The sequence below is a fragment of the Paraburkholderia sp. FW306-2-2C-D06C genome, from assembly GCF_058781505.1.
In genome coordinates this window covers 47,485-70,018 of record NZ_JBYSWU010000022.1, presented here as the reverse complement: position 1 = coordinate 70,018, position 22,534 = coordinate 47,485, and the positions used below count along the sequence as shown (strand labels likewise).

The following is a 22,534-nucleotide window of genomic DNA, read 5'->3' as shown; positions in this document are numbered from 1 at the left end:
CGGGATCCTTATACTCGACCAATACCGTCGCGAGTCTTTTTTACAACAGATCTAAATACGGAATCGTATTGATCTCCCATCAATTGAACATTCAACATCTTTTCAACCGATGGTCTTGCGTGGTTCGACAGGGTCTGCAGCAACTGGTAATTTTTCGTTAAGCTTTCTATAGCGTTTCCGAGCGACGTTCGATCTTGCGGATCACATAGAACCCCATTGACTCCTTCTCTCACAATTTCTGGAAGTCCTCCACACCGAGTTGCAACAACCGGGACACGAAAAGCACACGCCTCCATTGCAACCATTCCGAGTGGCTCAGGCCATAAAGAAGGAACGACGCATACGTCAATATTTCTATAAAAATTCTCTGCGTCTACTTGCCCAATGAACTCTACACGCGAAGGGTCCGCGACCCGCCTTAGATGAGCCTCATAATCCGTGTTCCCGCGACCTGCTATAATCAATTTTGAATTTGATTTAATTCTTTGGAATTCTGTAATGAGCCATTCCACGCCCTTATGTTCCGCCAGCGTTCCAATATAGCCCACTCTGATTCCCTGCCCAGAAACGGCACGGGAGCGTCCACCCAAATCCGAGATTGGTCGAGCGTTATAAATTATCTGACTTTCCACGCCCTCAAAATATCCTCTGTCGAGAAAAGCGTTCAGGATATGTCCACTAACACCCACAACAGCCGACACCCTCTTTGAGGCCATTTGATGGCTGCTTCTTAGGAGTGAACAGTCCATGCATTGCTTTTGGCAAACGCTCCCCTTTTTAAACATCGTGCTGCGTGCGCACAGCAAATAGAAATCATGCAGAACCTGAACAATCGGTATGCCCGCACTTCTTATTTCGTCCCAGACCGACATGGACCATCCGGTTAGATTGTGGCAACTTACGACGTCCGGCTTTTCAGCCATCAGTACTGCCCGGAGCGGTATTTTCATTGAACCGTTATAACAATCCCTCAAATGCCATACTGACCGAGAAAAGGCATTCGGACGGACTTTCCTGTGGTGCCAATAAATATTCTTTATCCCTGCTCGGAATACGCGTAAGCCGTCTACCTCGTCAAACTCGAGTCCCACATTCGGTCCCGTCGTAATGACCGCGACATCATGCCCCCTCCTGCGCATCTCCTCTATTTGGAGTTTCAGCGTAATCTCCGCTCCGCCACCAACAAATGGGGAAAATAGACTGTTGATATAAAGTATTTTCACAACGTATAGTCCGAATGTTGGCCCAAGCGCCCCGCCTCACCGTCAGCAAGCGCCCGTTCGACTAGTGCGAGTCGCGTATGCGCATTCCCGCGCCGACCGTAATAGCGAAGTATTGAAAGGAACACCGCACGATTGATGAGAAACAAGAGACGGGAACTCGCCCATTCATTCTTGTCAAACCATGCCTGATTTCGAGTGCCGTAATAGGCCCGCAGATCTGAGCCTCCGAAAAGCAGGTTTTGAAATACATTGGCAAACCTCGCCTTGATATTCCACGACCCCTCCAGGTCCTCCAATATTGCCTGCGTATCAAGAAAGATCTTGCCTCCCGCCTTGGTAAGGCGCCACGTGTATTCAGTGTCGTCCGCATAAAGAACTAGTGACTTCTTTGGCAACCCAATTTCTTCAAATACAGACCTGTGTGCCAAAAAACCTCCGTATGGTGCATAAGGCAGCAATACGGTGCTTTCCGGTAAAAGACGGGTTGGGCGCCCCCATGACGTACGCCGCCAGAGCTTATACGGAATGCGTCCCACATGGAAACCGAAATAGCTCGAGCGAGGTGGGCTAGCAAGTTTAGAGGGAACACCCATTGCAATATCGGATTGGTGGTCAGGACGAAAACCGACCATAGCCACCTTGTTTGCCCCGAATTTGGCAATGAATTGCTGCAAACTGTCGAATAGCTTCGACACAGCGCCTTCTAACGGAGCATTGTCGTCATCCATGAGCCACAAATATTCTGCCCCTGCCTCTAGCGCGGCCTTAATTCCTAGCAAATATCCATTTGCCGAACCACTGTTCTCCGAGAGGTAGATTATATCGACGCGATCACCCCATCTTTTCTCGATCTCATTGAGGTTGGAGGACGAGTTGTTACTGACGATAACGGCACGAGAAACACCTTCCACGACGAATGACCGATGTAGCAACTCTGCACAATATTGCATACGGTCACCGTATGTCACTGTGACTAAAGTAAGGTGCTCGCTCGAAACAGAGTTCATTGACTTGTCTCACCAAGATTCATGTCGTTGGCTGATTAACTGGAAAATCTATTGAGCCCTGCACATCTGGCGCTAGCTAAAAACAGAGCTTCGACATTCGAATTAAATTGTTGCGATCCGGCCAGAATACGTTTTTTATTCGGTGAAATCAGCGGCGTATTCTGCGTAATCGCAGAAAATAGAAAAGAGGCATTAAGACCCCCTTTCAACACGAACAAATAAAGCCCGTACCTAATTATGATGCGTTCAATTGCTTTGCTTGAAGCCTATGATTTTCCGCACTCATTCCGAAAGACTTTCGTATCCGTAGTAGTACGTGCCATAACCGAGGCGCCGCTGTGGCACGTCGGTGAACAAAGCACCTTTGAGCGTTACCCCGCCATTGCGCAAACGATTGGCGGACTCCAGAATTTCCTGCATGGCGTGTCGACCATGACGAACAACTAATAAGGTCGCGCCAGCGTGCTTTCCTATCAGCGTCGCGTCGGTAACTGCCAATACCGGCGGGGTATCAACAATGACGATGTCGTAGCGGCTCGAGAAGTCGTCTAACATCGCCTTGAAGCGCTCGCTCATCAGTAATTCAGCCGGATTCGGTGGTAACGAACCTTTAGGCAGCACATCTACTCCCGGCAGTGCGTTGTGCAAGACCGCACCTTCGACGTCCAGTCCGGCGATAACATCCGATAGTCCGGGCTGTCTCGACTTCCCGAAATAACTGTGAACGTCTCCGCGCCGCATGTCGGCATCGATCAATAGCACGCGCTTGCCGCCACTCGCGAGGACCGCCGAGAGATTCACGGACATAAACGATTTGCCGACTTCTGGAGTTGGGCCGGTAATGACGAGCACATTGTTGGCAACGTCTAGCAAACCAAACTGAAGCGCTGTACGCAGACTTCGAATCCCCTCGATCGCCACGTCATGCGATGCCACCGCCGCTAGAACGTGCTGGCCTCCGCGACCAAGTCGGATGCCTTGGTACAGGCGGACCTGCGCTTCACTATGCGGTACCGCCGCGTAGACCGGCAAGCCAAGCGCCTGTTCGATCTCCTCACTGTGTTCTACGCCGCCAAATAGCGAACTCTTGACGAACGCCGCTGCCGTTCCCGCGATTAATCCCAGCACCGCAGCCAGCGCGATCACTAGGGGCCGCTTGGGTTTGATCGGCGCGTCCCCTGCAACGGCATAGTCGACGACACGTACGTTGCCCACCTGACCTGCCTTGACGATGCGCAACTGCTGCGCGCTGTTCAGCAAGTTCGTATACAACTCTGTATCGACTCGGACATCGCGCAGCAACCTCAAAGCCGACTGCTCCGTATCCGGCAAGGATGACACTCGCTTGTCCAACTGGTTCTGCTCTGCCTGCAGCGAGCCGATCTGCGCGGTCAGCGCTACAACGGCCGGGTGCGACTCCGTGAAGCGCTGTGCCATCTCGACGCGCTGCTGCTGCAGATCGACAAGCTTTGTCTTGTCGCCGACAATCTGTTGAAGCAGCAAGCGGCTCTCTTCGGTCAGATCGACCGTGCCTTTCTGGTTTCGGAAAGCATTGTAGTGGTCCTCTGCCTTGTCGAGCTCCCTGCGCAGTTGCGGTAGTTGCTGGTCTAGAAAACTAAGCGTGTGCTCCGCTTCCGCGGACTTCCGGTCGATGTTTTGCTGGACGTAAGCCGCTGCGATTGTATTGATGACTTCGGCCGTGTGCTTGGCGTCCGCACCGTCGAGTGTGACGCCAATCACCCCGGATTGCTTGGTCTTCTCCGCAATCACGAGTACGTCCCGCAATTTATCAATAGCTGCAAGAGTCGAACTGCGCTTCAGTACGAACTCCGTACCCGTCCGAGCCTCAAGCTGCGCGACCCGCAATTCCACCTGACCGGCGGAGTCTTCACCGTGGGCCAACTGGCCAACCTGCCCCCGAAGGACTACATCGCCATCGGGATTGACCAGATCAAACTTGTCGCCGCCGCGCGCCACCAAGGTGTACTTAGCGTCGTATCTCTCTTTTTGCACATTGAATTGAGTGACGTCGATCTTCTCGCCGCCCCATGCGAAACGCTTCAAGCCGAACAGCGGCGACGCCAACTTATCTTCGTCGGCATGCCGTCCCAGCATTTCGCCAATCAGCGGGAAATATCGCGGCTGCGCACTGATATCGAGGTGTAGGGTACGTACAGTCTGCCCAACCACCAGGCGCGAGCGGATCAACTCGATTTCGGCGTCAGCCGTCTGCTTTGTGTCGAAAATCGACGACAACTCGCCCAGCGCCTCCTTCGCCGAACTGGCACTGTCTTCAACCTGAATCATCGCATCAGCGCGATACACCGGTGTCGCGAGAAATGCGTAGAGCGTCCCGAGCAGCAGCACGGCTAACGCAATAGCGACGATTAGCCTCCAGCCATCTACGATTACCACAAGATAGTCAGAAAGACTAAACTCGTCGCCGTTCGACGTATCACTGAATCTATTTTGATTTAAGGATGCCATGAATTAGTTAGCCAATCGAACCATTGCGTCACGCCAGCGAACCAAGCCAAGCTCGATCTGCGCCAGAGCCATCTCGAACGCTGCGCGTCCTTTGCGGTATGGGTCTACTACGTCAATTCCTTCGTACTCGCCGATGCGATATACCTTTCCTTTCGCGAACGGATAGCTCGTCTCAATTCTTCTGCGTTGTACCTGGGTCATCGCCAACACAAGCTGCGCCGAGCGCACTTGCTGCAAGTTAAGGTTCACCGCGACATGCCCACCGATGTCAATATCTCGCTCGGCCATCAATTCGATTGCCATTGTGTCGGCACCACGTCCAACCAGAGCAGCCCATCCTGCAGACATCACGCTCACATCGGGCAACTGCTTCGCGAGTAGCCCCTGCGCCATCGGACTGCGACACACGTTTCCTTCACACACGACGAGGATGCTGTCGATCATTTCGTCACAATCGCCCCAGTCAGACCCGCATTGATAGCCGGCAACAGCAAACTCAGCACCCGGTTGAAGCGCACCAGACCGTTGCCGTCCACATAGATCACATCCTTCGGCTGCAACTCGAACTGATTCGCCAGCACCATCGAAACCGGCGAGTGCGCATCGAGACGGAAAACCTGCGGTACCGCATCGGACGAGCCACGAATCACATAAAGCTGGGCAGCGTCAGCGGTGCCGCTGTTCAGGCTGCCGGCTTGGGAAAGAGCGTCACTCAACGTGAGCTCGCCGTTTTTCATCGGAACGGCAGTCACAGGCTTGTTGACCTCTCCCATTACGAAGACACCGTTGGCGTCACGCGAAACAACTCGCAGCAGGTCGCCGTTCTTTAACAGAATGTTCGACGGGTTCTCGCCGCGCTCGAGCATGCGCGACAAGTTCAAGCGATACGACACGCCATCGCGCACGAGGATCATCCTGCTTTGATCTGCCGTTGGATTAAGGCCGCCAGCCCGATTGATCGCTTCATACAGCGTCATTGGAACGTCGTTGATCGGCACACCGCCGGGCGCCCGCACCTCGCCGTCAAGATAGACCTGCTTGGCGCGGAATGAGGCAACCCGGACCGTCACCTGCGGATTGACGAAAACTTTGACCAACGCGGTATAGACAGACTGCTGCGCCTGATCGACGCGCTGGCCGGCAACATGGACGCTCCCCGCATACGGAACCTGCACATCACCGTTGTTGTCGATCACGAACCCCACGGATGGATCATACGGGCGGCTGTTCGTTTGAGTCTGCGTGCCCAGTGCCGCCGCCAGTTCAGGGTGATCCCAGACGGTAATCTGCAACACGTCGCCCACGCCAAGCGTGTATGGTCCCGGTTTGCCGATCAGCTGATGAAGCTGCCCCGCGCTTTCCTGCGCCTCACCCTCGCGCATTGTTTTGATCAGGGCAGTGTTGATATCAGTGATAGGAATCTGCATTTCGAGCGGTGGCGCGTGTTCACCACCGCTCGTGACCGGCAATGTCGCGGGAGTAGTCATTCTCATACCAGGCGCAACGGAGCACGCGGACAGCACCGCGCTTGCTGCCGCGCTTGTCAGCAGGCGTACAAAGCGACGACAAAAGGGCTTCGTACTGTCGCCAAGCCACTTCCACAAAAATCCCATCAGATTTTCCTTAACTTATTCCGCGCTCACGTTTTCTAAAAACGTCAATACGCATTGCTATTCATCAGTCCCTTGGCCACCGTCGCAGCAACAATCCGCATATCCAGGGCGAACGACCAATTGCGTAGGTAGTAAAGGTCATGCTCTACCCGCTTCTGCATCTTCTCAATTCGATCAGTCTCACCGCGAAATCCGTTCACTTGCGCCCAACCCGTAATGCCGGGTTTAATCCGATACCGATGGATATAGTCGTTAACAACCATTTGATAGAGCTCATCATGCTCGATCGCATGTGGGCGAGGCCCGACCACCGACATGTCGCCGCGCAGCACGTTGAAAAACTGCGGTAGTTCGTCAAGACTGGTTCGCCGTAAGAACCCGCCCACACGCGTAATACGCGGATCGCTCCTGGTAGCCTGCGTCACCACGCCCGCCTTTTCGACATGAGGGCGCATCGTGCGGAACTTGTAGATCTTGAACACACGTCCGTCAGCCCCTTTGCGGAACTGTGTAAAGAACACCGGACCATGCGACGAAAATTTCACCAAAATGGCAATGATCATCAGCAAAGGCGCCAACGCGAGCAACGCCACAGCTGCGAAAATGCGATCAAAGATTTCCTTCTGCACCAGCGCGTGCGGCGGCAGAGGCGAGGCCATCAGGTTAATTGCAGGCTCGCCGATCAGATCTATCATGCCGCCATCAAACAACGCCACGCTTTGCACGTCAGGAATGAAACGAATGTTCACGAGATCATTACGAAACTCGTTGACGAAGCGCAAGATCGTCGACTCTTCCAATAACGGAAGCACCAGCCAGATTTCCTGCAGGTCATTGCTTCGCACGTACTCCGAGAACTTATTCAAATCATCAAAGACCGGTACGCCCGCCAGGAGGACAACGCTCGCTTCCGGGCGCACGTCGAACGTCGCGGACGCACGAAAGCCGCTAGCCGGCGACGCCTCCATCTTGCGTACGACGCGCTGGCAATGTGCGCCATAACCGACCACGGCAACGTTGCGCAAATTCATGCCTGCGTATCGCACGCTGCGCAGTATCGAATACGTCGTCAGTCGCAACGCGATCAGCGCCCCGCCGGTGATAGCAGTCCAGTATGCGAACCACAAACGCGAGATGAAATCGGTGCGATGCAGCGAAAACATCAACACCACACCGCAAACCTGCACCACTAGCCACGCCAGCGACACTCGACCGATTAGCCGCCGCATCGAACGGCCTCGCCACGACTCGTACAGACCAAAGACAGGAAACGACGCAAGCGCGAACGCCACGGAGAACGTGATGAATGCCCCATCGAGTCGACTTTGCACCAGGTCCTCAAAGCGGATGTGCGACGCCAGCAACGCCCCAGCAACAATGAGAACGACATCCACAAGCCGTGTCAGTAACCCTTGTATGCCAGGCATTTTCCGACTCCCGCCTAAAGTTGGACTGCATCACACGTCAGCGCATCACGCGCGACCGTACGTATCGTCAAACCGAACTATGTCGTCCTCACCGAGATACGTTCCGGACTGCACTTCGATGACCTCGAGCGGCAGCTTGCCCGGGTTCTCCAGGCGATGCGTTACGCCGAGTGGAATAAACGTAGACTGGTTTTCGCTAAGCATGAATTGCTCGTCCCCGCGGGTGACAAGCGCCGTGCCGCTGACCACAGTCCAGTGCTCCGCACGGTGATGATGCAATTGCAGCGACAAGCGTCCACCCGAATGCACGACGATCCGCTTGACCTGAAAACGCTCTCCACGATCGATCGAGTCGTAGTATCCCCACGGACGCCGTACCTTCCGGTGCGCATCCGCCTCCGGCGCTTGCTGCCCCCTGATCCGGCTGACCAGGCTCTTGACGTCCTGCACTCGCGAACGGTCCGCTACCAGAACTGCATCCGCGGTCTCAACGACGATCACGTTGGTGACACCGAGGCATGCCACCAGACGTCCTTCCGAATGCGCAAAGCTCGACGTCGCGTCTTCGAACACGACCCGTCCGCGCGCGACGTTGCCATCCGCATCCTTGTCGAGCGCGTCCCACACCGCATCCCACGAGCCGAGGTCGGACCACCCCGCTTCGAGTGGCACGACCACTCCCGGTGCGAGCGCGTCGTTCGATCCGAGGCGCTCCATCACCGCGTAGTCGATCGAGTCGGACGGCGACTGCCTGAAGGCGTCAGCGCCCGGCCGGAAGAATCCGTCACCCGTCGCGCCCTGCGCGTGCGCCAACGCACACGCGTCATACATCGTCGGTTGCAGCGTTTTGACGGTGGCAAGCCACACGCTTGCGCGCACGATAAAAATTCCGCTATTCCACCAGTACTGTCCCGATGCGAGATACTGTGCAGCCAGTTCCGCAGCCGGCTTTTCCACAAAGCGCTCGATTCGATGTGCACCGGCGCCAAGAACCGCACCGAGCTTGATATAGCCAAAGCCGGTATCGGGCCGCGTCGGCGGCACGCCAAGAGTCGCAATCGCACCGTCCTGCGCATGCTGCACAGCGGTCGCAATCGACCGCTGAAACGCGGATACGTCTGCAATCGCGTGATCCGCCGGCATCGCAACGACGATCGCATCCTCACCGTCCGCACATGCAGTCACGGCGGCAAGCGTTAGCGCCGGCGCCGTGTCACGGCGCGTCGGCTCGACCACGATGCGCGCGTCGATGCCGCTCGCACGAAGCTGCTCCGCGGTCACGAACCGGTGTTCGTCACCGCATACGACAATCGGCGCGCTGACAACGCCTGCTTCTGCCGGAAAGCCATTCATCCGATGCACAGTGGTCTGGAGCAACGAGTCAGGTCCAAGTAAGCCAATCAGTTGTTTGGGATATTGCTCGCGTGAAATCGGCCACAACCGAGAACCCGATCCGCCCGCCAACACAACAGGAGTGAGACGTACCGTCGCCCGAAGTGGCGCTCCAGCAATCTTTTCTCCAGTTTGGACCGCCCGATTAGCGCCGCCGCCATGGTCAAATTCATTTGTCAACGCCTCCATTATCTGTAGTCCTATTCATGCGTTGAACGACACCAGCGGCGAGCACCTTAACTTTCCGGAAGAGTGCGTCTACTGCTGTCTAGAGCTACAACGGTTCATCTTGGAGCTGCCCGCGGCTGCGCATGCGGTACTCGGACGGCGTAAGCACCATGCGTTTGCGGAAGATCTTCGCCAAGCGGTCACCGTTAACCCATCCGCAACGTTTTGCGATCTTGTCAATTGGAAAATTAGTCTCCACGAGGAGCCGCGAAGTCATCTCCAGGCGCGCCTGAAGCAGGAATTCAGACGGTGTCACACCCATCTCATGTTTGAAGCAGCGCAGAAAGTTGCGCTCGCTCATTGCGACGACGCGCACCGCGTCGCTCACGGAGATCGGCCTTTCACAATTTTCTTGCAACCAGCGCGCGGCCGCCCGTACCTTTGCGACTGGCGTCACAGTGCCCACATCCGACAACAATGTAGTGGCGCCGCTTAACGACAGGCGCCCTGCTATCTCCCGCGCGACGTCAATACCAAGGTCGCGTTTGACCAGCATTAGAGCCGTCTTTGCCGGCTCGTAGCGATCATCGGCGTCGTAGGTATCCTTTCCTGCGCTCGCCACACGCTGCTGAGGCAAATTTGCGTGGACGCGCGACTGTCCAAGGCTATCGACGCCGGCAGTCTGTAGTAGCATCCGCCCTTCACCGATCGGCTTGACCACTTCGCTGCGTGGCAAGACCTCACGCAGCCAACTGATTACACGCTCGTCACGGGCCGCGATTTTCGCCCCCTCTCCGCCTGCAATAAATAACGCGTCAAAGCCGCTAGCGTTTTCCGCACCACACTCATACGTCCATACACTGATGGACGATGAACATGCCACGCCGCCCCCCTTGCTCGAGTACAAGCGGACTTCATACAAGGCAGCCCCCTTCAATTTCGCTGCAGAGATTTCATTGGCCATCTGGAATACTTCCGGAATCAGTCCAGCGCTAAGCAACGAGAATCCTTCGAACAGTACAACGCCAATGCATCGAACCAAGCGCTTTTGCTCTTTCCCCGCGGCGAACACCCCTCGCTTATCCAGATTGTCGAGACCAGCTGACGCCATGAAGCTCCCGTAGACGTTAAGCGGTTTAGAGATGATTTGTCAGCAATGAGAATTTTCTGCAGTTGCAGCGCATCATACATAGACCGCCAACTGGCGTAATGTGGCTGACGGAAACGGCCAACATGTTGGCGGATTAGCTCACGAGACCCTGGTTGGCGGATCAGGCCAAGAGCGCCCTTGCGGTATCAATTTACCGAAACGTACAACGGCCGGAAGTCATACGGCGCCTGCCCTTGCCCGCGAAAAGGCAGATACATTTGCGCTTATGAAATTGTCTTCAGCATCTTTTCGCAACACGTGCCAGTTGAGCGATAACGTCGGCATTGCGACACCGCAATGCGAGGCGCGAGCGATGTATAACGCAAACATAGTGGACACGTTTTAGTGCCGGCGGTTGTGGCTGGCAATTCCGCGCGCGTCAGTGCCACAGGAGAGCCGCGGCCAGCGGGCCTCTCCCGGCCGCGCGGGAAGTTCCAAGATGTTTGCGCCCGAACTTCCTACGATTGACGCGCACATGGTTATTCAATGTCGTTCGCTGCCTTGATGAGAGATCGGGTCGCCCTATCGGCACGCCATCACACTGGTTACTTACTCAACCCGTATATATCGGATTCCTACATACTTAAATCAAATTAAACAATGCTGAAATCACCGAGAATATCCGTTATATGGCGTTGATAAAGGCATAGACGAGCAAGTGATTGCTCATCGGGCGATCCATTTTTCTAGCATCGTCCCGCCAACTTCAGGTGCGTGCTGCAGTCTTCTTGCCGGGCGGTGGCATAGTAATTGACCGCCATCTGGATACGCCCCGAAAAAAAGATGCGGCATCGCACCATGAATTTGCCGCTCACATTGAGTCAATGGATAAATCTGACAAATGGCGTCTTACGCCAATCATTTGGCGGAATAGAAGCTATGCCGCCTTGTAACATCAAAGAAAAATTCTAAGACCTTTCGATCGCCTCTCATGAGCATTCACGTTAAACACACAACAATTCGCGACGTCAAGGTGATCGAACCACGCATCCTTGGCGATGCACGTGGTGCCTTCTTCGAAAGCTTCGACCAGAGTGAATTCGAGGAAAAGGTGACGCGCGGCTACACGTTCGTGCAGGAATATCACACAGTGTCGACGCGCAACGTTCTATGTGGCCTGCACTATCAGATCCAGCGACCGCAAGGCAAATTGATTCGGGTGGTAGCAGGCGAGGTGTTCGTCGTGGCGGTCGACCTGCGGCGCTCCTCGGCCACGTTCGGTCACTGGACCAGCGCACGGTTGTCTACATCCAACTGTCATCAGCTATGGATTCCGCCGGGCTTTGCGCATGGTTTCCTGGTGCTATCGGACTTAGCCGAAGTGCTAGTCAAGGCCACTGAAAGACGCTCTGCCGAGCATGAACGCACGTTGCAGTGGGACGACCCCGACATCGACATTGCATGGAATCTGAACGAACGCCCAATTACTGCGGCCGCTGATGCCGGCGGCGTGAGCTTTAGCATGGCCGAAGTCTACTGATAGAAGACGCCATCGCCGAAATGGCGGCCTCTTCCACCTCTGACGCGCGCAACACCACGCCCGGCGAGACCTCCCACTTTAGTCCCACCTTGAAATAGCAGCCGAAAACTGCGAACTCAAGTGTGCGCCAGCTTTCACGCATTTATGTTTCAAGCTGCTCCGTTCGGGAGAATCGGCTTTGCAGTGGGAGAACCTCGCGGCCTCCCGCTGTCATGCGGCAGTGCTCAGAACGGCACTAATGCGCTTTGCATATCCGCGTGATGTATCTTCCTGCCTAGGCAAGTTCGACGCGCGAAAACCACGCGACGTGGTCTAGCCAATACGAATATTGATTTGGCATCGTTCGGTGAGCAACTTCGGTGGATATTACTCGATCGAAAGATATCCGCTTGTCCGATGATGGCAAGCTGGTGCACGTCGTCGCTGTCTGGCACGATCGCGCAGTACAGTGCACTATCTCCCGCGAAGCGCTCGAAGAATGCTTCCGGGTTCCAAACCGCGCTAACAGCGAGCGCTTATCCAGGACATTCTGGAATGGGCGCATGCGTATTGCCGCAGTAGTCGAGAGGCAATTGTTGCGGAAGCATTCAGAGCCGATAGTTCTTGTCGCAAAGCATTTTTCTCGCGGACGCTCCTAGACGGGCCTCATTGCTTCGCTCGCGAGCCGCGCGCAGACACAGCCCGGCCACGATCCGCCGCGAGCCGCCGGCGTGTACTTAACTCGACGACGAAGCCTCGGAAGATAAAACCACTCAAAACCATGCGTGTATGCACAACGCAAAATTCGTCCGCGCCCGCCAACGCATTAGCCTATTCGGCCAATCAATAACGTTACGCGAAAACCCTGTGTAGGATGACTCAAAAAGGAAGAGATCGGCTCCAAGACAAGTCTGAGGAGGCCAGTTGTTTACGGGGGATTCTCAGATGGCAGATTTTTTGGAGGGCTGTTGCTCGCGTGCGGCGCAATCTCATGTCTTACCGAATAATTACGCCGTGAAACGCGTTGGCGTCGTCTTGTTTAACGGCTTTGCATTGCCGGAAACAGCCAAAGTCGTGGAAGTCTTCCAGTCGGCGAATGCTCTGGGCGAGCCCACCCGGGACGGCGGAGTACGTTACGACGTCTGTCTGTTATCGGTCAGCGGCGGCAGGATCGCGAGTTCGTCATCTGTGTTCGTCTGGACTGACAAGATTGATTCGCGCACTCAGCCGGACAACTTCCACGCACTATTCATTGCAGGCGGCAAGGGTGTGAACGCTGTGCTGCGGGATGATCGGCTGATTAGTTGGCTGCGACACATTTCCCTGTACACCGAACTAATATTTCCCATCGCTGAAGGACGCCTGCTGCTCGACGTCGCCGGATTTGGACACGTTATCGGCGACCTGCGGTATGGCGAAAGGGCCAATCAAGTGATACAGATGGGCTTAAGAGCCACCTTGCCCTCGTACGCCAGCAGTCCGCTGCAAGCGGCGCTAGCGGTGGTCGAGACTGATTTCGGCGCTGGAATCGCCCACCAGATTGCCAGCCGCGTCGAGCTCCAGTCGGAAACGCGATTCACCGCAATCGTTCGCAAGAGCGTGTCAGCCAACGTCAGCGAAAAGATCCAGACCTCGGCACGATGGCTCGAAATGAACGGCGACCGCTCGATCACGATCGATGAAGCGGCGCAGGTCGCCGCGATGAGCGAACGGAATTTCTTGCGGCGATTCAAGATGGAGATGGGTGTGACGCCGTCGGACTACCTTTTGTACGTGCGACTTGACATGTGTTGCCGGCTGCTTGCTGAAACCAACCTGCCGGTGGACAAGGTGGCGCGACGTTGCGGCATCGGTAGTGGTGGGCGACTCTCGAAAATATTCCGGCGGTATCTTGGAACAACGCCCACTGAGTATCGCGCGAGTAAGCTGCAGTCAATCACATCAGGGTAATGTCCCAGAGAGAGCCGGCGCCGGGCGAGATCGAAGGCGGTTGGGGCGAGCAACAGGGATCGGTAGCCGATGGTCGCCGCGGTTGGGGAATTTGAAGCGGAGAGCGGAGTATTGGACCGATGGCGCCAACTATTCGTAGCCAAGCCGGTGACTGACAATCGGCGCGCAGAAGAGCGCGATCGCACATCCGGCGGCCTTACCTTCAAACTCCGCTGCCGCAATACGTGCGCGGTACAACTCCATAAGCATATCGAACAGTTGCGGCACGCAATACAGTATCGCTATGGCAATGAAACTCCTTTCCACGACCGCAATGCGCCAGCCCCGTTCGAAGGCGACGGCTGCACCGATGATGCGCAACACGCCGAATATCACGAGCGCGCCGACCGCCGCCTGTTCGCGGATCAAATATCCAGGAAGAAATTCGTCCATTGCTTTTCGCGCCTTTAAGGCGTTATCAATGACAGAAGCGAAGCGGCCAGGTGTGGGGCCGCCATCAAATGACAAGTTGTTTGGGTCGATCGAAAACGAGTCTCGCGCAATCGACGATTGCATGTTACATAACCATCTCTAGAGCGAATATCGAGTGGCTGAATGCGTCATTATGTTGGCGGATGCATTCCAGCCTCTTAGCAAGTCAGCGTGGCGCCTCGTGCGAGTGTCCCGTGCATCCCCCTTGACCTCAGGATTACCCACTTCACAGATGTCGATTCCGCAATAGCTCAAAGCAGCCGCGCTCAAGGCCGCATAGGGAACGTGACTGCTTGTCTTTCAAACGACTCGCTGCGACAACCCGCGCGAAGGATGTTTGCTCGATCGATACCCGGCTGGCGTCGTCGCAAGATGCGTGCGGAAAAGTTTAGCGGGACGTCCGCCACTGCCGGTCCCGCATCGGCGCGCAATCTTGTCGACGGGGAGGTTAGTTTCAATAAGAAGACGGCAGACCAAGTCGAGCCGTACGTACAAAAGATAGTCGGACGGGGTCTGGCCCATTTCCATTTTGAAGCGGCGCAGGAAGTTCCGTTCGCTCATGGCGGCGACCTGTGCCGCGTCGTCGATCGAGATCGACCGATTGCCATTGGCTTCTAACCATCGCGCTGACGTCTGGATCTGCTCGCTCACAAAGACCGAGGCGTACTTGCGCACAATCGCGGTGAACTCCGATTCGGTCGACTACAGCTTGCTCGCGCGATCCTGAGACATGGGCCGGGTTGAAAAGACTGTGGACGTAGAAACGCTACGGCGCCCCAAAGCATGAATGTGCGCAAGCGACTGCGCGCTGCCGAGCGGTTTCTCGAGGCAAATGTTTGCGCCGCTATTCAGTCCCGCGGCGATCACTTGGCGCGACGTGCGCGACGTGACGCACAGGATTACGGGGATCGCGGATCCATGTCTGCACAGACAGCGCAAAGTATCGTATCGGAGAGCATCCGGCGCCACCCAATCGAGTATCACCAGATCGACGAGCACCTGTTCGAGTAGCCCGTGCAATGTTTTGTCGCATAGCGCGCCAAAACAGAGATGCCCAGCGGACGACAGGATTTCGAGCGCACAGTCAAGCGCTATGGTATCGGATTCCAGGATGGCGATTCTCATGTGAACAGGTGCGCTTGCGGAGCGCAGCAACGAGAGTGGTCGGTGGCGAGCGGGTGGACGAATTGATGGGCAACGCCTGTATGATCGAATGCACTTCGACGGCCGAGTCTACGCGAAAGCACTCAACAAAGTTGTTAAGAAATGTCAGCACGAGAAAAGGGGGCCAGAGCCATCGCACCAAACATTAAGCGCCATTCAACAGCGTGAACTCTGTGACCCGGTCACGCCACGCCACTCTCTGCACCTGTAATGGCCAAAGCCGATCGACCCTGCTTAATGCGTTCTGCGGCCGATCTTCATAGCCGACCGGGACGCACGATCGCGCGATCCCTTCGCGAGGACACCTCTCGCGCCGTCCATAGCCGGCAACATAGGTCGTCGCCCGACTGGCCCCTAGCTGGCCTGACTGATTCCGCAGTCGTGAATCTCTATGAGATCACCACACCGACGACGAATGTCGCAATACCCAAAGGTAATGCCAAGGCCGCGCATAGCGCCATTCGCTGCAACAAGCTGGCCTTGGCGATCTCCCTTGTGTCACGCGCACGATGCGGCTGAAACTCAAGAAAGACGAGTCCCTTGCTATGTCGAGTAGCGACCGATATGGAGGAATGGAAACTGAAAATCAGATAGACAATGATCCAGACGAAGCAGAGTCTCGAGAGAACCGAAAGAGCGATTACCATGCGACCCTACGTCCTCTGTACCGCCCGGCAGAACGAACGGAATTTAGTCTGGATAGCAGAGTTTATGTTTCGACACCGCTTCTTGATCGCCAATGTTGTGGCGTTATCCGCCGAGGAGACGGGCCACGCAGACGACTACAGGAAGCGCGCGCAGACGCCGGGCGAATACCGCTCGATCAAAGATTGAAAGGGCGCGTGGTGTCCGTAGGCTATCCCAGATACCAGCAGAAGTGATGTAGCAGCAACAAAGGTGCCTCGCAGTTCAACGTGTGATTTGTCGAGCACGCGCACGAAGGCCAATGCGACGGTTGAGCCAAGCGCCCAACCAACGATGACCTCCGACAGGGTGTGCGCTTCTTCGAACACGCGAGCAACACCAATGAGAGCGCCGCTCGCGAGACCCAGAGCTATACCGATGGACAGGTGCCCGGTACGGCGGAGAAACAACGCGACGCAAGTCGTCCATACCGCTGACGAGAGCATCGTGTGCCCGCTGACCACACGGAATCCTATTTCGCTAATCTCTATGCCGCAGCCGGCGTACAGGATCTTCGTTGCCCCGACGATTGCCATCCCCGCTGACAGAAGAAACAGCCAGTAAGCTGCCGCGAGTCGATTCGATGAGGCGATCCATATTGCGCAGGCCATTGCCAGCGGCAGGGTAACGGCAGCGTCGCCGAAGTTGCTGATCGCATTCCACATTTCGTGTGCATGTCCAGTTGAATGCGTGACAGATTAGCAGATGGGGCCGTATTCGCTATAACGCCCAGGGTCTGGCGCCCGACATAAAATTTATCCGCAAGTCTGATTGCGGAATGCTCGACCAGTCCCACAATACTGACAGCAGGTGCGCAGGCAGAGATGTCTGCGAACGTCACCCTGGTTGAAATCCGGTGACTCATTTTGTAGTGTCGACGGTAAGCGTGTGTTAATCGATTCTGTCGCGAGGAATATCTACGAAAGAATCACGGAGACGACGGCCGATGCGATACCGACTGGCAATGCCAAGGCCGCGCACAGGCCCATCCGCTTCAGCAATCTAGCTCTCGCAGCCTCCCTCGCGCCGCGAGCGCGACGCGGCTGAAACTCAAGAAGAACGAGAGTTCGGCCGTGTCGCTTCCCGACCCACGAGGCAGACAGGAAACTGAAGAACAAATAGACAACGATCCACGCAATGCAAAGTCTGGAGAGAATCGAAAGAGCAATGTCCATGCAACCCCGCCTCCTGTGTACCGCTCGCCGGAGCGAGCTGCATCTAGCAATCTGGTATCACGGAGCTTATGCTGCGGCGCATCAGACTGATGGACAATATTTTGGCCTTATCCGCCGCTTTTCTTTCGGCATATCTCACCGAGACATCGCACGCACCGCGCGGTCCCAATCTGCAAAACCGAACGTCAGGCAATGCTCGACTTGCCGGGGAAGGCTAACTGCCCGGGGAGATTGGCCGCGCAGACGATAAAGATTTCGATCACCGCTGGAGACCCGAAGTCGAGGCGCAGGCCACCGAAAAACGCGCCTTCTATCGTTTTCGCGTCGTACCTTCTTTGCCAGGCCCATGCTACATTTTTCGCCAGATATTGCGCACGGCAGGCCAGCGTCACGCGCTGCAACCAGTCGGCTTCGCGACCGTTTAACCGCAGCCAGAGACGTGTGGACTCGACAAGGTATTCGACCTTGGGCCATCGCCCGGTCTTCTGACGCTTTGCCAATTGCGAAGCAACAAGATAGGTCAGCAGTTCCGTGCGCGCTAGCAGGTCGAAATCAAGCCGCCGAGTCATGATGAATAGCGTGTCCAGACGGAGTCATACCGTACTGTGTAATGGGCGCGGCATTGCCAATGCATGTGCGCAAAAAAGCGGCCATCACTGTCGCACAGGCGGCTGCATCTAGTTAACGCCAGTAGAGATCGAAGACTCCAAGACAGATAATCCGCCGTCCGATCTAACTGCGTCCGCCGAAACATTGACGGATTCCGCCGAGCTTCACTTGATGGTGCGCTACGCGTATTCGCGACTGTGAGTTCGGCGCGGTCGGCGGCTGGACACTGTTTGTTGCGTGACGTGCAGTGTCGCGGCGACCATCTTGTTATCGGCGCCATCAGCACAGACCAGCACGATGCGCGCTCGCTAAACCAGCGCCTTTCCCGTCTTGCGGCGCATCGTCACCGGCCCCCCTCCCCGAACAGGACAACGGGCCGCATCCTTAAGGTTGCGGCCCAACAGTCTGCGCCCTATCGGAACACTGCCGCGCGTCGGTCGGCTCCTTTCGGTTGCCCGTCATACGCTCCAGTCGAACTCGGTAATCTCCGCGTGCCCCAGGCTGTCCCATTGCCGCATGTCGGGATCGCGCCAGTAAGTGCCTTTACCGTTGGCGAGTCCAATGTTGTCGCGGAAGGCGGCTGCGCCGTGCAGCAGGCGCGTGAGTTCGCCGGTGGCACCGCGCAGCGGTTTGGCGACCGCCACGCCGATTTTACCCACCGTGATGTGCGTCTCGTCCGGTCCGCTCTGGATATCGATCGGCGCCTCCTGGGTCGGCAGCCATTGCTTGACGAGCTGCCCGACGACTTCGTAGACGCCGCCCCGCTGACCCTTGAACAGCGGCTCGAGCGTGGCCCTCTGTGCGGCCGAAACCGCGGGATCGAAGTAGATGCGCCCGACGCCCTCGCCGCCCAGGAAGCCTTTGGGCCAGTCAGCAACGAAAGCCAGCTTGACGCCGCTCACGTCGACGCCATCGACATCGCCACGGTCAATCTGGATCCACTGACCGCCCGAGCACCAGACCTGATCGCCTTCCATCTCACCCAGGATGCAAGGGCAGCCAACCTTGCAACTGCATGGTGCGTAGTAGGTTCCCACGATATGCCAAGCCATAGCATGCCTCCTTAATTTCGCTTGTTGTCGAACGCGACACGGCTCGCGCTCGCGAGCCGTGTCGCCGCCTTCCTTTCTGGCTACGGGATTCTGCCGAGCCAGGGTATCGCCAGCATCGCGAGCCCGCCCGCGATCAGCGCCGTTCCCAGGGGCCGAGCGACGCGATGCCCGCCAGGCAAGGTCTTCTCGATGAAAATGATGACCGCCGCCGTGAGCATCCACGCCATATTCATTGCGCCGAGCGCGACGAGCGCGAGCATCAGACCGGCACAGCATCCGATGCAGTCGGCCGCATGCAGCACACCGAGACGCAAAGCACCGCGCGCGCCCGGCCGCCAGTGCCGCATCAGGAAAAACAGCGGGTTGCTGCACCGCGTGTGGCAACTGCGTTTGAGCCGCGTGAACTGATAGACACCCCCCGCGAGCAGCAGCAAACCAGGGACAATGGCCACTCCTTCACCCATGTGGTCGATGATCCGCTGATACGCATACACCGGCAGCCCGGCGGCGGTCCAAAGCACCACATAGCCCGTGAACAGCGCGGCCATTCCCGACCCCGCACCGGGGCGTCCTGGACGCTCGCGAGTGGTGGCCCGATAGAGCAGCATCAGGGGCAGCGCGGCCGGGAGCATCATCGCGACCATCATCGCTGCCCAGGCCACGAGAAAGAACACGATGCGGCCGTCCATTTGCCCGGCCATGCCCATCTGGTCCATGGCGCGGCCTTGCTGGAGGGTGTAGGCCCAGCTTGCCGCCGCCAGCAGCAGGAGCACGGCACCCGGAAGAAGGTTTTCCCGCCTGGCCAGAACGGCCCATCCGACGGCAACCGGTCGGCCGGACACCTCCGAAGCGCGAGGGGGGGACATGGCGTTCTCTTCGTGGTCGCTTACGTGGGCACCGATGCCCGCCTGCGGATCCGCAGACGGAATCCTGGAATCGAGGTGTCGCGCGGAGGGCTCAGGCATTGCTCCAGTCAAGCTCATTGAGCTGAGCGTTCTGCGCGAAGCGCAGGCCATCGAGACGGGTGCCGCCGTACTCGCCCGCCTGGATCCCGGAACCGATGACTGCCTCACAACACCCGTCGGTGGGCAGCGCATTGAACTGGCAGGGACAGCCCCACGCGCAGTTGCAACTCGCCACCTCTTCGCCGGCCATGCGCCAATTCGTCGGCATCGGGTTGTTCATGTTTCGTCCCTCCTTTTCCTGCCGCCTGCAGTCAATCACCGGACCAAATTGTCGGGCCGACCGTCAACAATACGGCCCCTTGGCCATGCATCCAACCCGAGGATTTGTAATCGAAGTCGTTACGGCGGATCTATTACGAAGCTTGCGGAAGGATCTTGATTAAGATTAGATGCCGCACTAAGCGAAATCCAGCCGATCGTGTGCCGGAGCGGCAGCAGTATGCATCGGCATCGAAACCTTGGGGTTGCATGTTGTTGTAGCGGTTTATTGATCCAGCGTTTTTTATTTGTGATCGACCCATCCGGGCGACACGATGCACGACCCAGGCAGACTTTTGGGCAAGAGAGAGCCGGTGGCGCCCCTGACCGTCCGTTGCAGGATAGGTTGAATCGTCATTTCGACCGGCAGCTTTTGAGCAGGTGGAACACCGGTACTTCAGGTGTCAGCACACACGCAGCCGATGTCAAAGCCTCAGAGGCGTTAATCCGGTTTCTCATGAAGAAGCCCGAAGCGTCCTCTGTGCTTGAGGCAAAAGGCCTGGAGCGCGTCAGCCAATAATCAAGCCGGATCGACGCGGCGTCCCAAAGCGATTTGGTGAATGTCCGTACGTGGACTCCCCCGGAAATCCCGGCACCCTCCTCAACTCCTCACACGGACCACCAGAAAAAGGCTCGTGACTGGAAGGTAGAGGTGACGCCGGCCTCCAATGGAACGCTGGCAAGCCGTCTGCCATTTCGGGAATTTGTCTGTGCGCTTCCGCACATACAGTTGCGGAGTTTCATCAACAGTAGACCTGAATGGCGCTTTCGGCTTTGTCACCTATCTTCAAGACTACGGTCCGATCTCACGTGCCCGGATAAACGTCTCGGCGGCCTCGCGGAATGTGGCCATGACGTCTGCGGCAGTCTCAAGTAGCAGTTAGTGCTGCTGCTCCCTACGTACGTGCCGCCCGAGCTGCGTGCGCAGGATGCGTTGGCGGCCGGCGATTATCTGCGCACATTACCGGACGTGCGGGCAAGACTCTCTCAGGGGGTCTGCAGCGTTCCATCCTTCAGCCGGGTCTGCGTCCAGGTGGTCGCCGTGTTTTCGCACGGATATTTCGCCGCTTCGGCTTCGTCGATGTCCACGCCCAGGCCCGGTTTGTCATTGGCATAAACGTGCCCGCTCCTGAACTCGGGCAGGCCCGGGAAGACGTCAAGCAGCGCCGCCCGCGGGCCTTTCAGATCCTGGATCACGAAGTTTGGCGGCTCGGTCCCCGACCATTCCTGCACGCCGAAATTGCGCGCGGCGAGATCGATATGAATGTTCGCCGCATGCGCCAACGGCGACATGTCGCCCGGGCCGTGCCATGCGGTCCTTACCCCAAACTGCTCGGCAAAGATCTGCAGTTTTCGTCCCGCCGTAATCCCGCCGATCTGGCTGAGATGCACGCGGATGAAGTCGATCAGGCGCTCGGTGATCAGAAACCGCCATTCGTACGGGTTGTTGAACAGCTCACCCTGCGCCAACGGCGTGGTAGTTTTGGCGCGTAGCTGACGCATCCATTCGCCTTCTTCGAGCGCAATCGCGTCTTCGAGAAAGAGCAGCTCGTACTGTTCCAGTTCGCACGCGAAGCGGATCGCTTCCACCGGCTTCAGGCGTTCATGCACGTCATGGCACAACTCGACGTCGAAACCGACCTTGCTGCGAATGCCGTCGAACAGCTTGAGCGTCTCCCGCATGTACTTTCTGCTGTCGAGATACACGCCGTCCGCCGCGCCTTCGGGTGCGCTCGCGGGTGCCCTGCCGAAGCCTCCCCCGCCGTATCCGCCGCTCTGGCAGCGGATGTGGGTGATGCCCTGCTCGCGATACTTCTGAATGTTCTCGCACAACTCGTTCAGATCGCGGCCATCCGCGTGTCGATAAATCGGCACGCCTTCGCGGCACTTGCCCCCGAAGAGCTGATAGAGCGGCATGTTCGCCATCTTGCCCTTGATGTCCCACAGCGCCATATCCACACCAGAGATCGCGTTGTTCTCGATCGGACCATTCCGCCAGTACGCGTTCTGATGCATCAGTTGCCACAGTTCCTCGATCGCCTCGGCATCGCGACCGATCAGCAACGGCCGCAGATATTCCTCGATGAGGCACTTCACCGCCAAGTGCCGGTAAGCAAACGTCGCGCATCCGAGACCCACCAGACCGGGCTGGTTGGTCTCGATCTTCACGACGATCAGGTTGATGCCTTCCGGCGCGGTCAGGATGACCTTTACATCGGTAATCAGGGTTGCCATGTTCAGTTTGCCAAAATCGAATCAATGAATCGGACGCACGTTGCC

At 57.0% G+C, this 22,534-nt stretch carries 19 protein-coding genes and 1 pseudogene; 3 read left to right on the top strand and 17 right to left on the bottom strand.

Annotated elements, in window-relative coordinates:
- Positions 1-8: 8 nt before the first annotated feature.
- The 8 genes from AC3WLT_RS18390 to AC3WLT_RS18355 all read right to left on the bottom strand — a co-directional run bounded on the left by AC3WLT_RS18390 (position 9) and on the right by AC3WLT_RS18355 (position 10,428).
- Complete coding sequence (locus AC3WLT_RS18390) at positions 9-1,223, bottom strand: glycosyltransferase family 4 protein (RefSeq protein ID WP_492593122.1); 1,215 nt, start codon at positions 1,221-1,223, stop codon at positions 9-11.
- Positions 1,220-2,230 carry a glycosyltransferase gene (locus AC3WLT_RS18385; RefSeq protein ID WP_492593121.1) on the bottom strand — a complete coding sequence of 337 codons (1,011 nt, stop codon included), beginning with the start codon at positions 2,228-2,230 and terminating at the stop codon, positions 1,220-1,222. Before AC3WLT_RS18385 ends, AC3WLT_RS18390 begins: the two co-directional genes overlap by 4 nt.
- 282 nt (positions 2,231-2,512) lie before the next feature.
- Positions 2,513-4,717, bottom strand: coding sequence for a polysaccharide biosynthesis tyrosine autokinase (locus AC3WLT_RS18380; RefSeq protein WP_492593120.1), 2,205 nt, complete (start codon positions 4,715-4,717; stop codon positions 2,513-2,515).
- Between the two features lie 3 nt (positions 4,718-4,720).
- Complete coding sequence (locus tag AC3WLT_RS18375; RefSeq protein ID WP_492593119.1) at positions 4,721-5,161, bottom strand: low molecular weight protein-tyrosine-phosphatase; 441 nt, start codon at positions 5,159-5,161, stop codon at positions 4,721-4,723.
- Positions 5,158-6,330: a polysaccharide biosynthesis/export family protein gene (locus tag AC3WLT_RS18370; RefSeq protein WP_492593118.1), complete on the bottom strand. Its 1,173-nt coding sequence runs from the start codon at positions 6,328-6,330 to the stop codon at positions 5,158-5,160. Before AC3WLT_RS18370 ends, AC3WLT_RS18375 begins: the two co-directional genes overlap by 4 nt.
- Before the next feature lie 44 nt (positions 6,331-6,374).
- Positions 6,375-7,757, bottom strand: a complete 1,383-nt coding sequence (locus AC3WLT_RS18365) for an undecaprenyl-phosphate glucose phosphotransferase (protein ID WP_492593117.1) — start codon at positions 7,755-7,757, stop codon at positions 6,375-6,377.
- A gap of 45 nt (positions 7,758-7,802) precedes the next feature.
- The gene (locus tag AC3WLT_RS18360) at positions 7,803-9,338 is read right to left on the bottom strand and encodes a mannose-1-phosphate guanylyltransferase/mannose-6-phosphate isomerase (RefSeq protein WP_492593116.1); all 1,536 of its coding nucleotides are present in this window, start codon (positions 9,336-9,338) and stop codon (positions 7,803-7,805) included.
- A gap of 85 nt (positions 9,339-9,423) precedes the next feature.
- Positions 9,424-10,428 carry a GlxA family transcriptional regulator gene (locus tag AC3WLT_RS18355; protein WP_492593115.1) on the bottom strand — a complete coding sequence of 335 codons (1,005 nt, stop codon included), beginning with the start codon at positions 10,426-10,428 and terminating at the stop codon, positions 9,424-9,426.
- A 970-nt stretch (positions 10,429-11,398) separates the two neighbouring features.
- Between AC3WLT_RS18355 and rfbC the strand changes: the two genes are divergently transcribed.
- The 3 genes from rfbC to AC3WLT_RS18340 all read left to right on the top strand — a co-directional run bounded on the left by rfbC (position 11,399) and on the right by AC3WLT_RS18340 (position 13,876).
- A complete protein-coding gene (gene rfbC / locus AC3WLT_RS18350; RefSeq protein WP_492593114.1) occupies positions 11,399-11,947 on the top strand; it encodes a dTDP-4-dehydrorhamnose 3,5-epimerase in 549 nt (182 codons plus the stop codon).
- Positions 11,948-12,306: 359 nt separating this feature from the next.
- Positions 12,307-12,585, top strand: coding sequence for a DUF1488 family protein (locus AC3WLT_RS18345; RefSeq protein WP_492593113.1), 279 nt, complete (start codon positions 12,307-12,309; stop codon positions 12,583-12,585).
- A 286-nt stretch (positions 12,586-12,871) separates the two neighbouring features.
- Entirely contained in the window at positions 12,872-13,876 is a 1,005-nt protein-coding gene (locus tag AC3WLT_RS18340) for a GlxA family transcriptional regulator (RefSeq protein WP_492593112.1), read from the top strand.
- Between the two features lie 129 nt (positions 13,877-14,005).
- Here the strand turns inward: AC3WLT_RS18340 and AC3WLT_RS18335 are convergent, their stop codons facing one another.
- The 9 genes and pseudogenes from AC3WLT_RS18335 to AC3WLT_RS18295 all read right to left on the bottom strand — a co-directional run bounded on the left by AC3WLT_RS18335 (position 14,006) and on the right by AC3WLT_RS18295 (position 22,489).
- Entirely contained in the window at positions 14,006-14,308 is a 303-nt protein-coding gene (locus tag AC3WLT_RS18335) for a hypothetical protein (RefSeq protein ID WP_492593159.1), read from the bottom strand.
- 339 nt (positions 14,309-14,647) lie between these two features.
- Positions 14,648-15,022, bottom strand: a pseudogene (locus AC3WLT_RS18330) (helix-turn-helix domain-containing protein); the annotation flags it as partial.
- A gap of 878 nt (positions 15,023-15,900) precedes the next feature.
- A complete protein-coding gene (locus tag AC3WLT_RS18325) occupies positions 15,901-16,158 on the bottom strand; it encodes a hypothetical protein (protein ID WP_492593111.1) in 258 nt (85 codons plus the stop codon).
- 135 nt (positions 16,159-16,293) lie between these two features.
- Complete coding sequence (locus AC3WLT_RS18320) at positions 16,294-16,860, bottom strand: phosphatase PAP2 family protein (RefSeq protein WP_492593110.1); 567 nt, start codon at positions 16,858-16,860, stop codon at positions 16,294-16,296.
- A gap of 695 nt (positions 16,861-17,555) precedes the next feature.
- Positions 17,556-17,939 (bottom strand): hypothetical protein, encoded by a 384-nt coding sequence (locus AC3WLT_RS18315; protein ID WP_492593109.1) that lies wholly within the window; start codon positions 17,937-17,939, stop codon positions 17,556-17,558.
- Positions 17,940-18,437: 498 nt separating this feature from the next.
- Positions 18,438-19,031 carry a DUF1326 domain-containing protein gene (locus AC3WLT_RS18310; RefSeq protein ID WP_492593108.1) on the bottom strand — a complete coding sequence of 198 codons (594 nt, stop codon included), beginning with the start codon at positions 19,029-19,031 and terminating at the stop codon, positions 18,438-18,440.
- 80 nt (positions 19,032-19,111) lie between these two features.
- Positions 19,112-19,897 carry a DUF2182 domain-containing protein gene (locus tag AC3WLT_RS18305; RefSeq protein ID WP_492593107.1) on the bottom strand — a complete coding sequence of 262 codons (786 nt, stop codon included), beginning with the start codon at positions 19,895-19,897 and terminating at the stop codon, positions 19,112-19,114.
- 91 nt (positions 19,898-19,988) lie between these two features.
- On the bottom strand, positions 19,989-20,216 hold the full coding sequence (locus AC3WLT_RS18300; protein ID WP_492593106.1) for a DUF1326 domain-containing protein: 228 nt from the start codon (positions 20,214-20,216) through the stop codon (positions 19,989-19,991).
- Positions 20,217-21,241: 1,025 nt separating this feature from the next.
- Positions 21,242-22,489, bottom strand: a complete 1,248-nt coding sequence (locus tag AC3WLT_RS18295) for an enolase C-terminal domain-like protein (protein WP_492593105.1) — start codon at positions 22,487-22,489, stop codon at positions 21,242-21,244.
- Between the last annotated feature and the right edge of the window lie 45 nt (positions 22,490-22,534).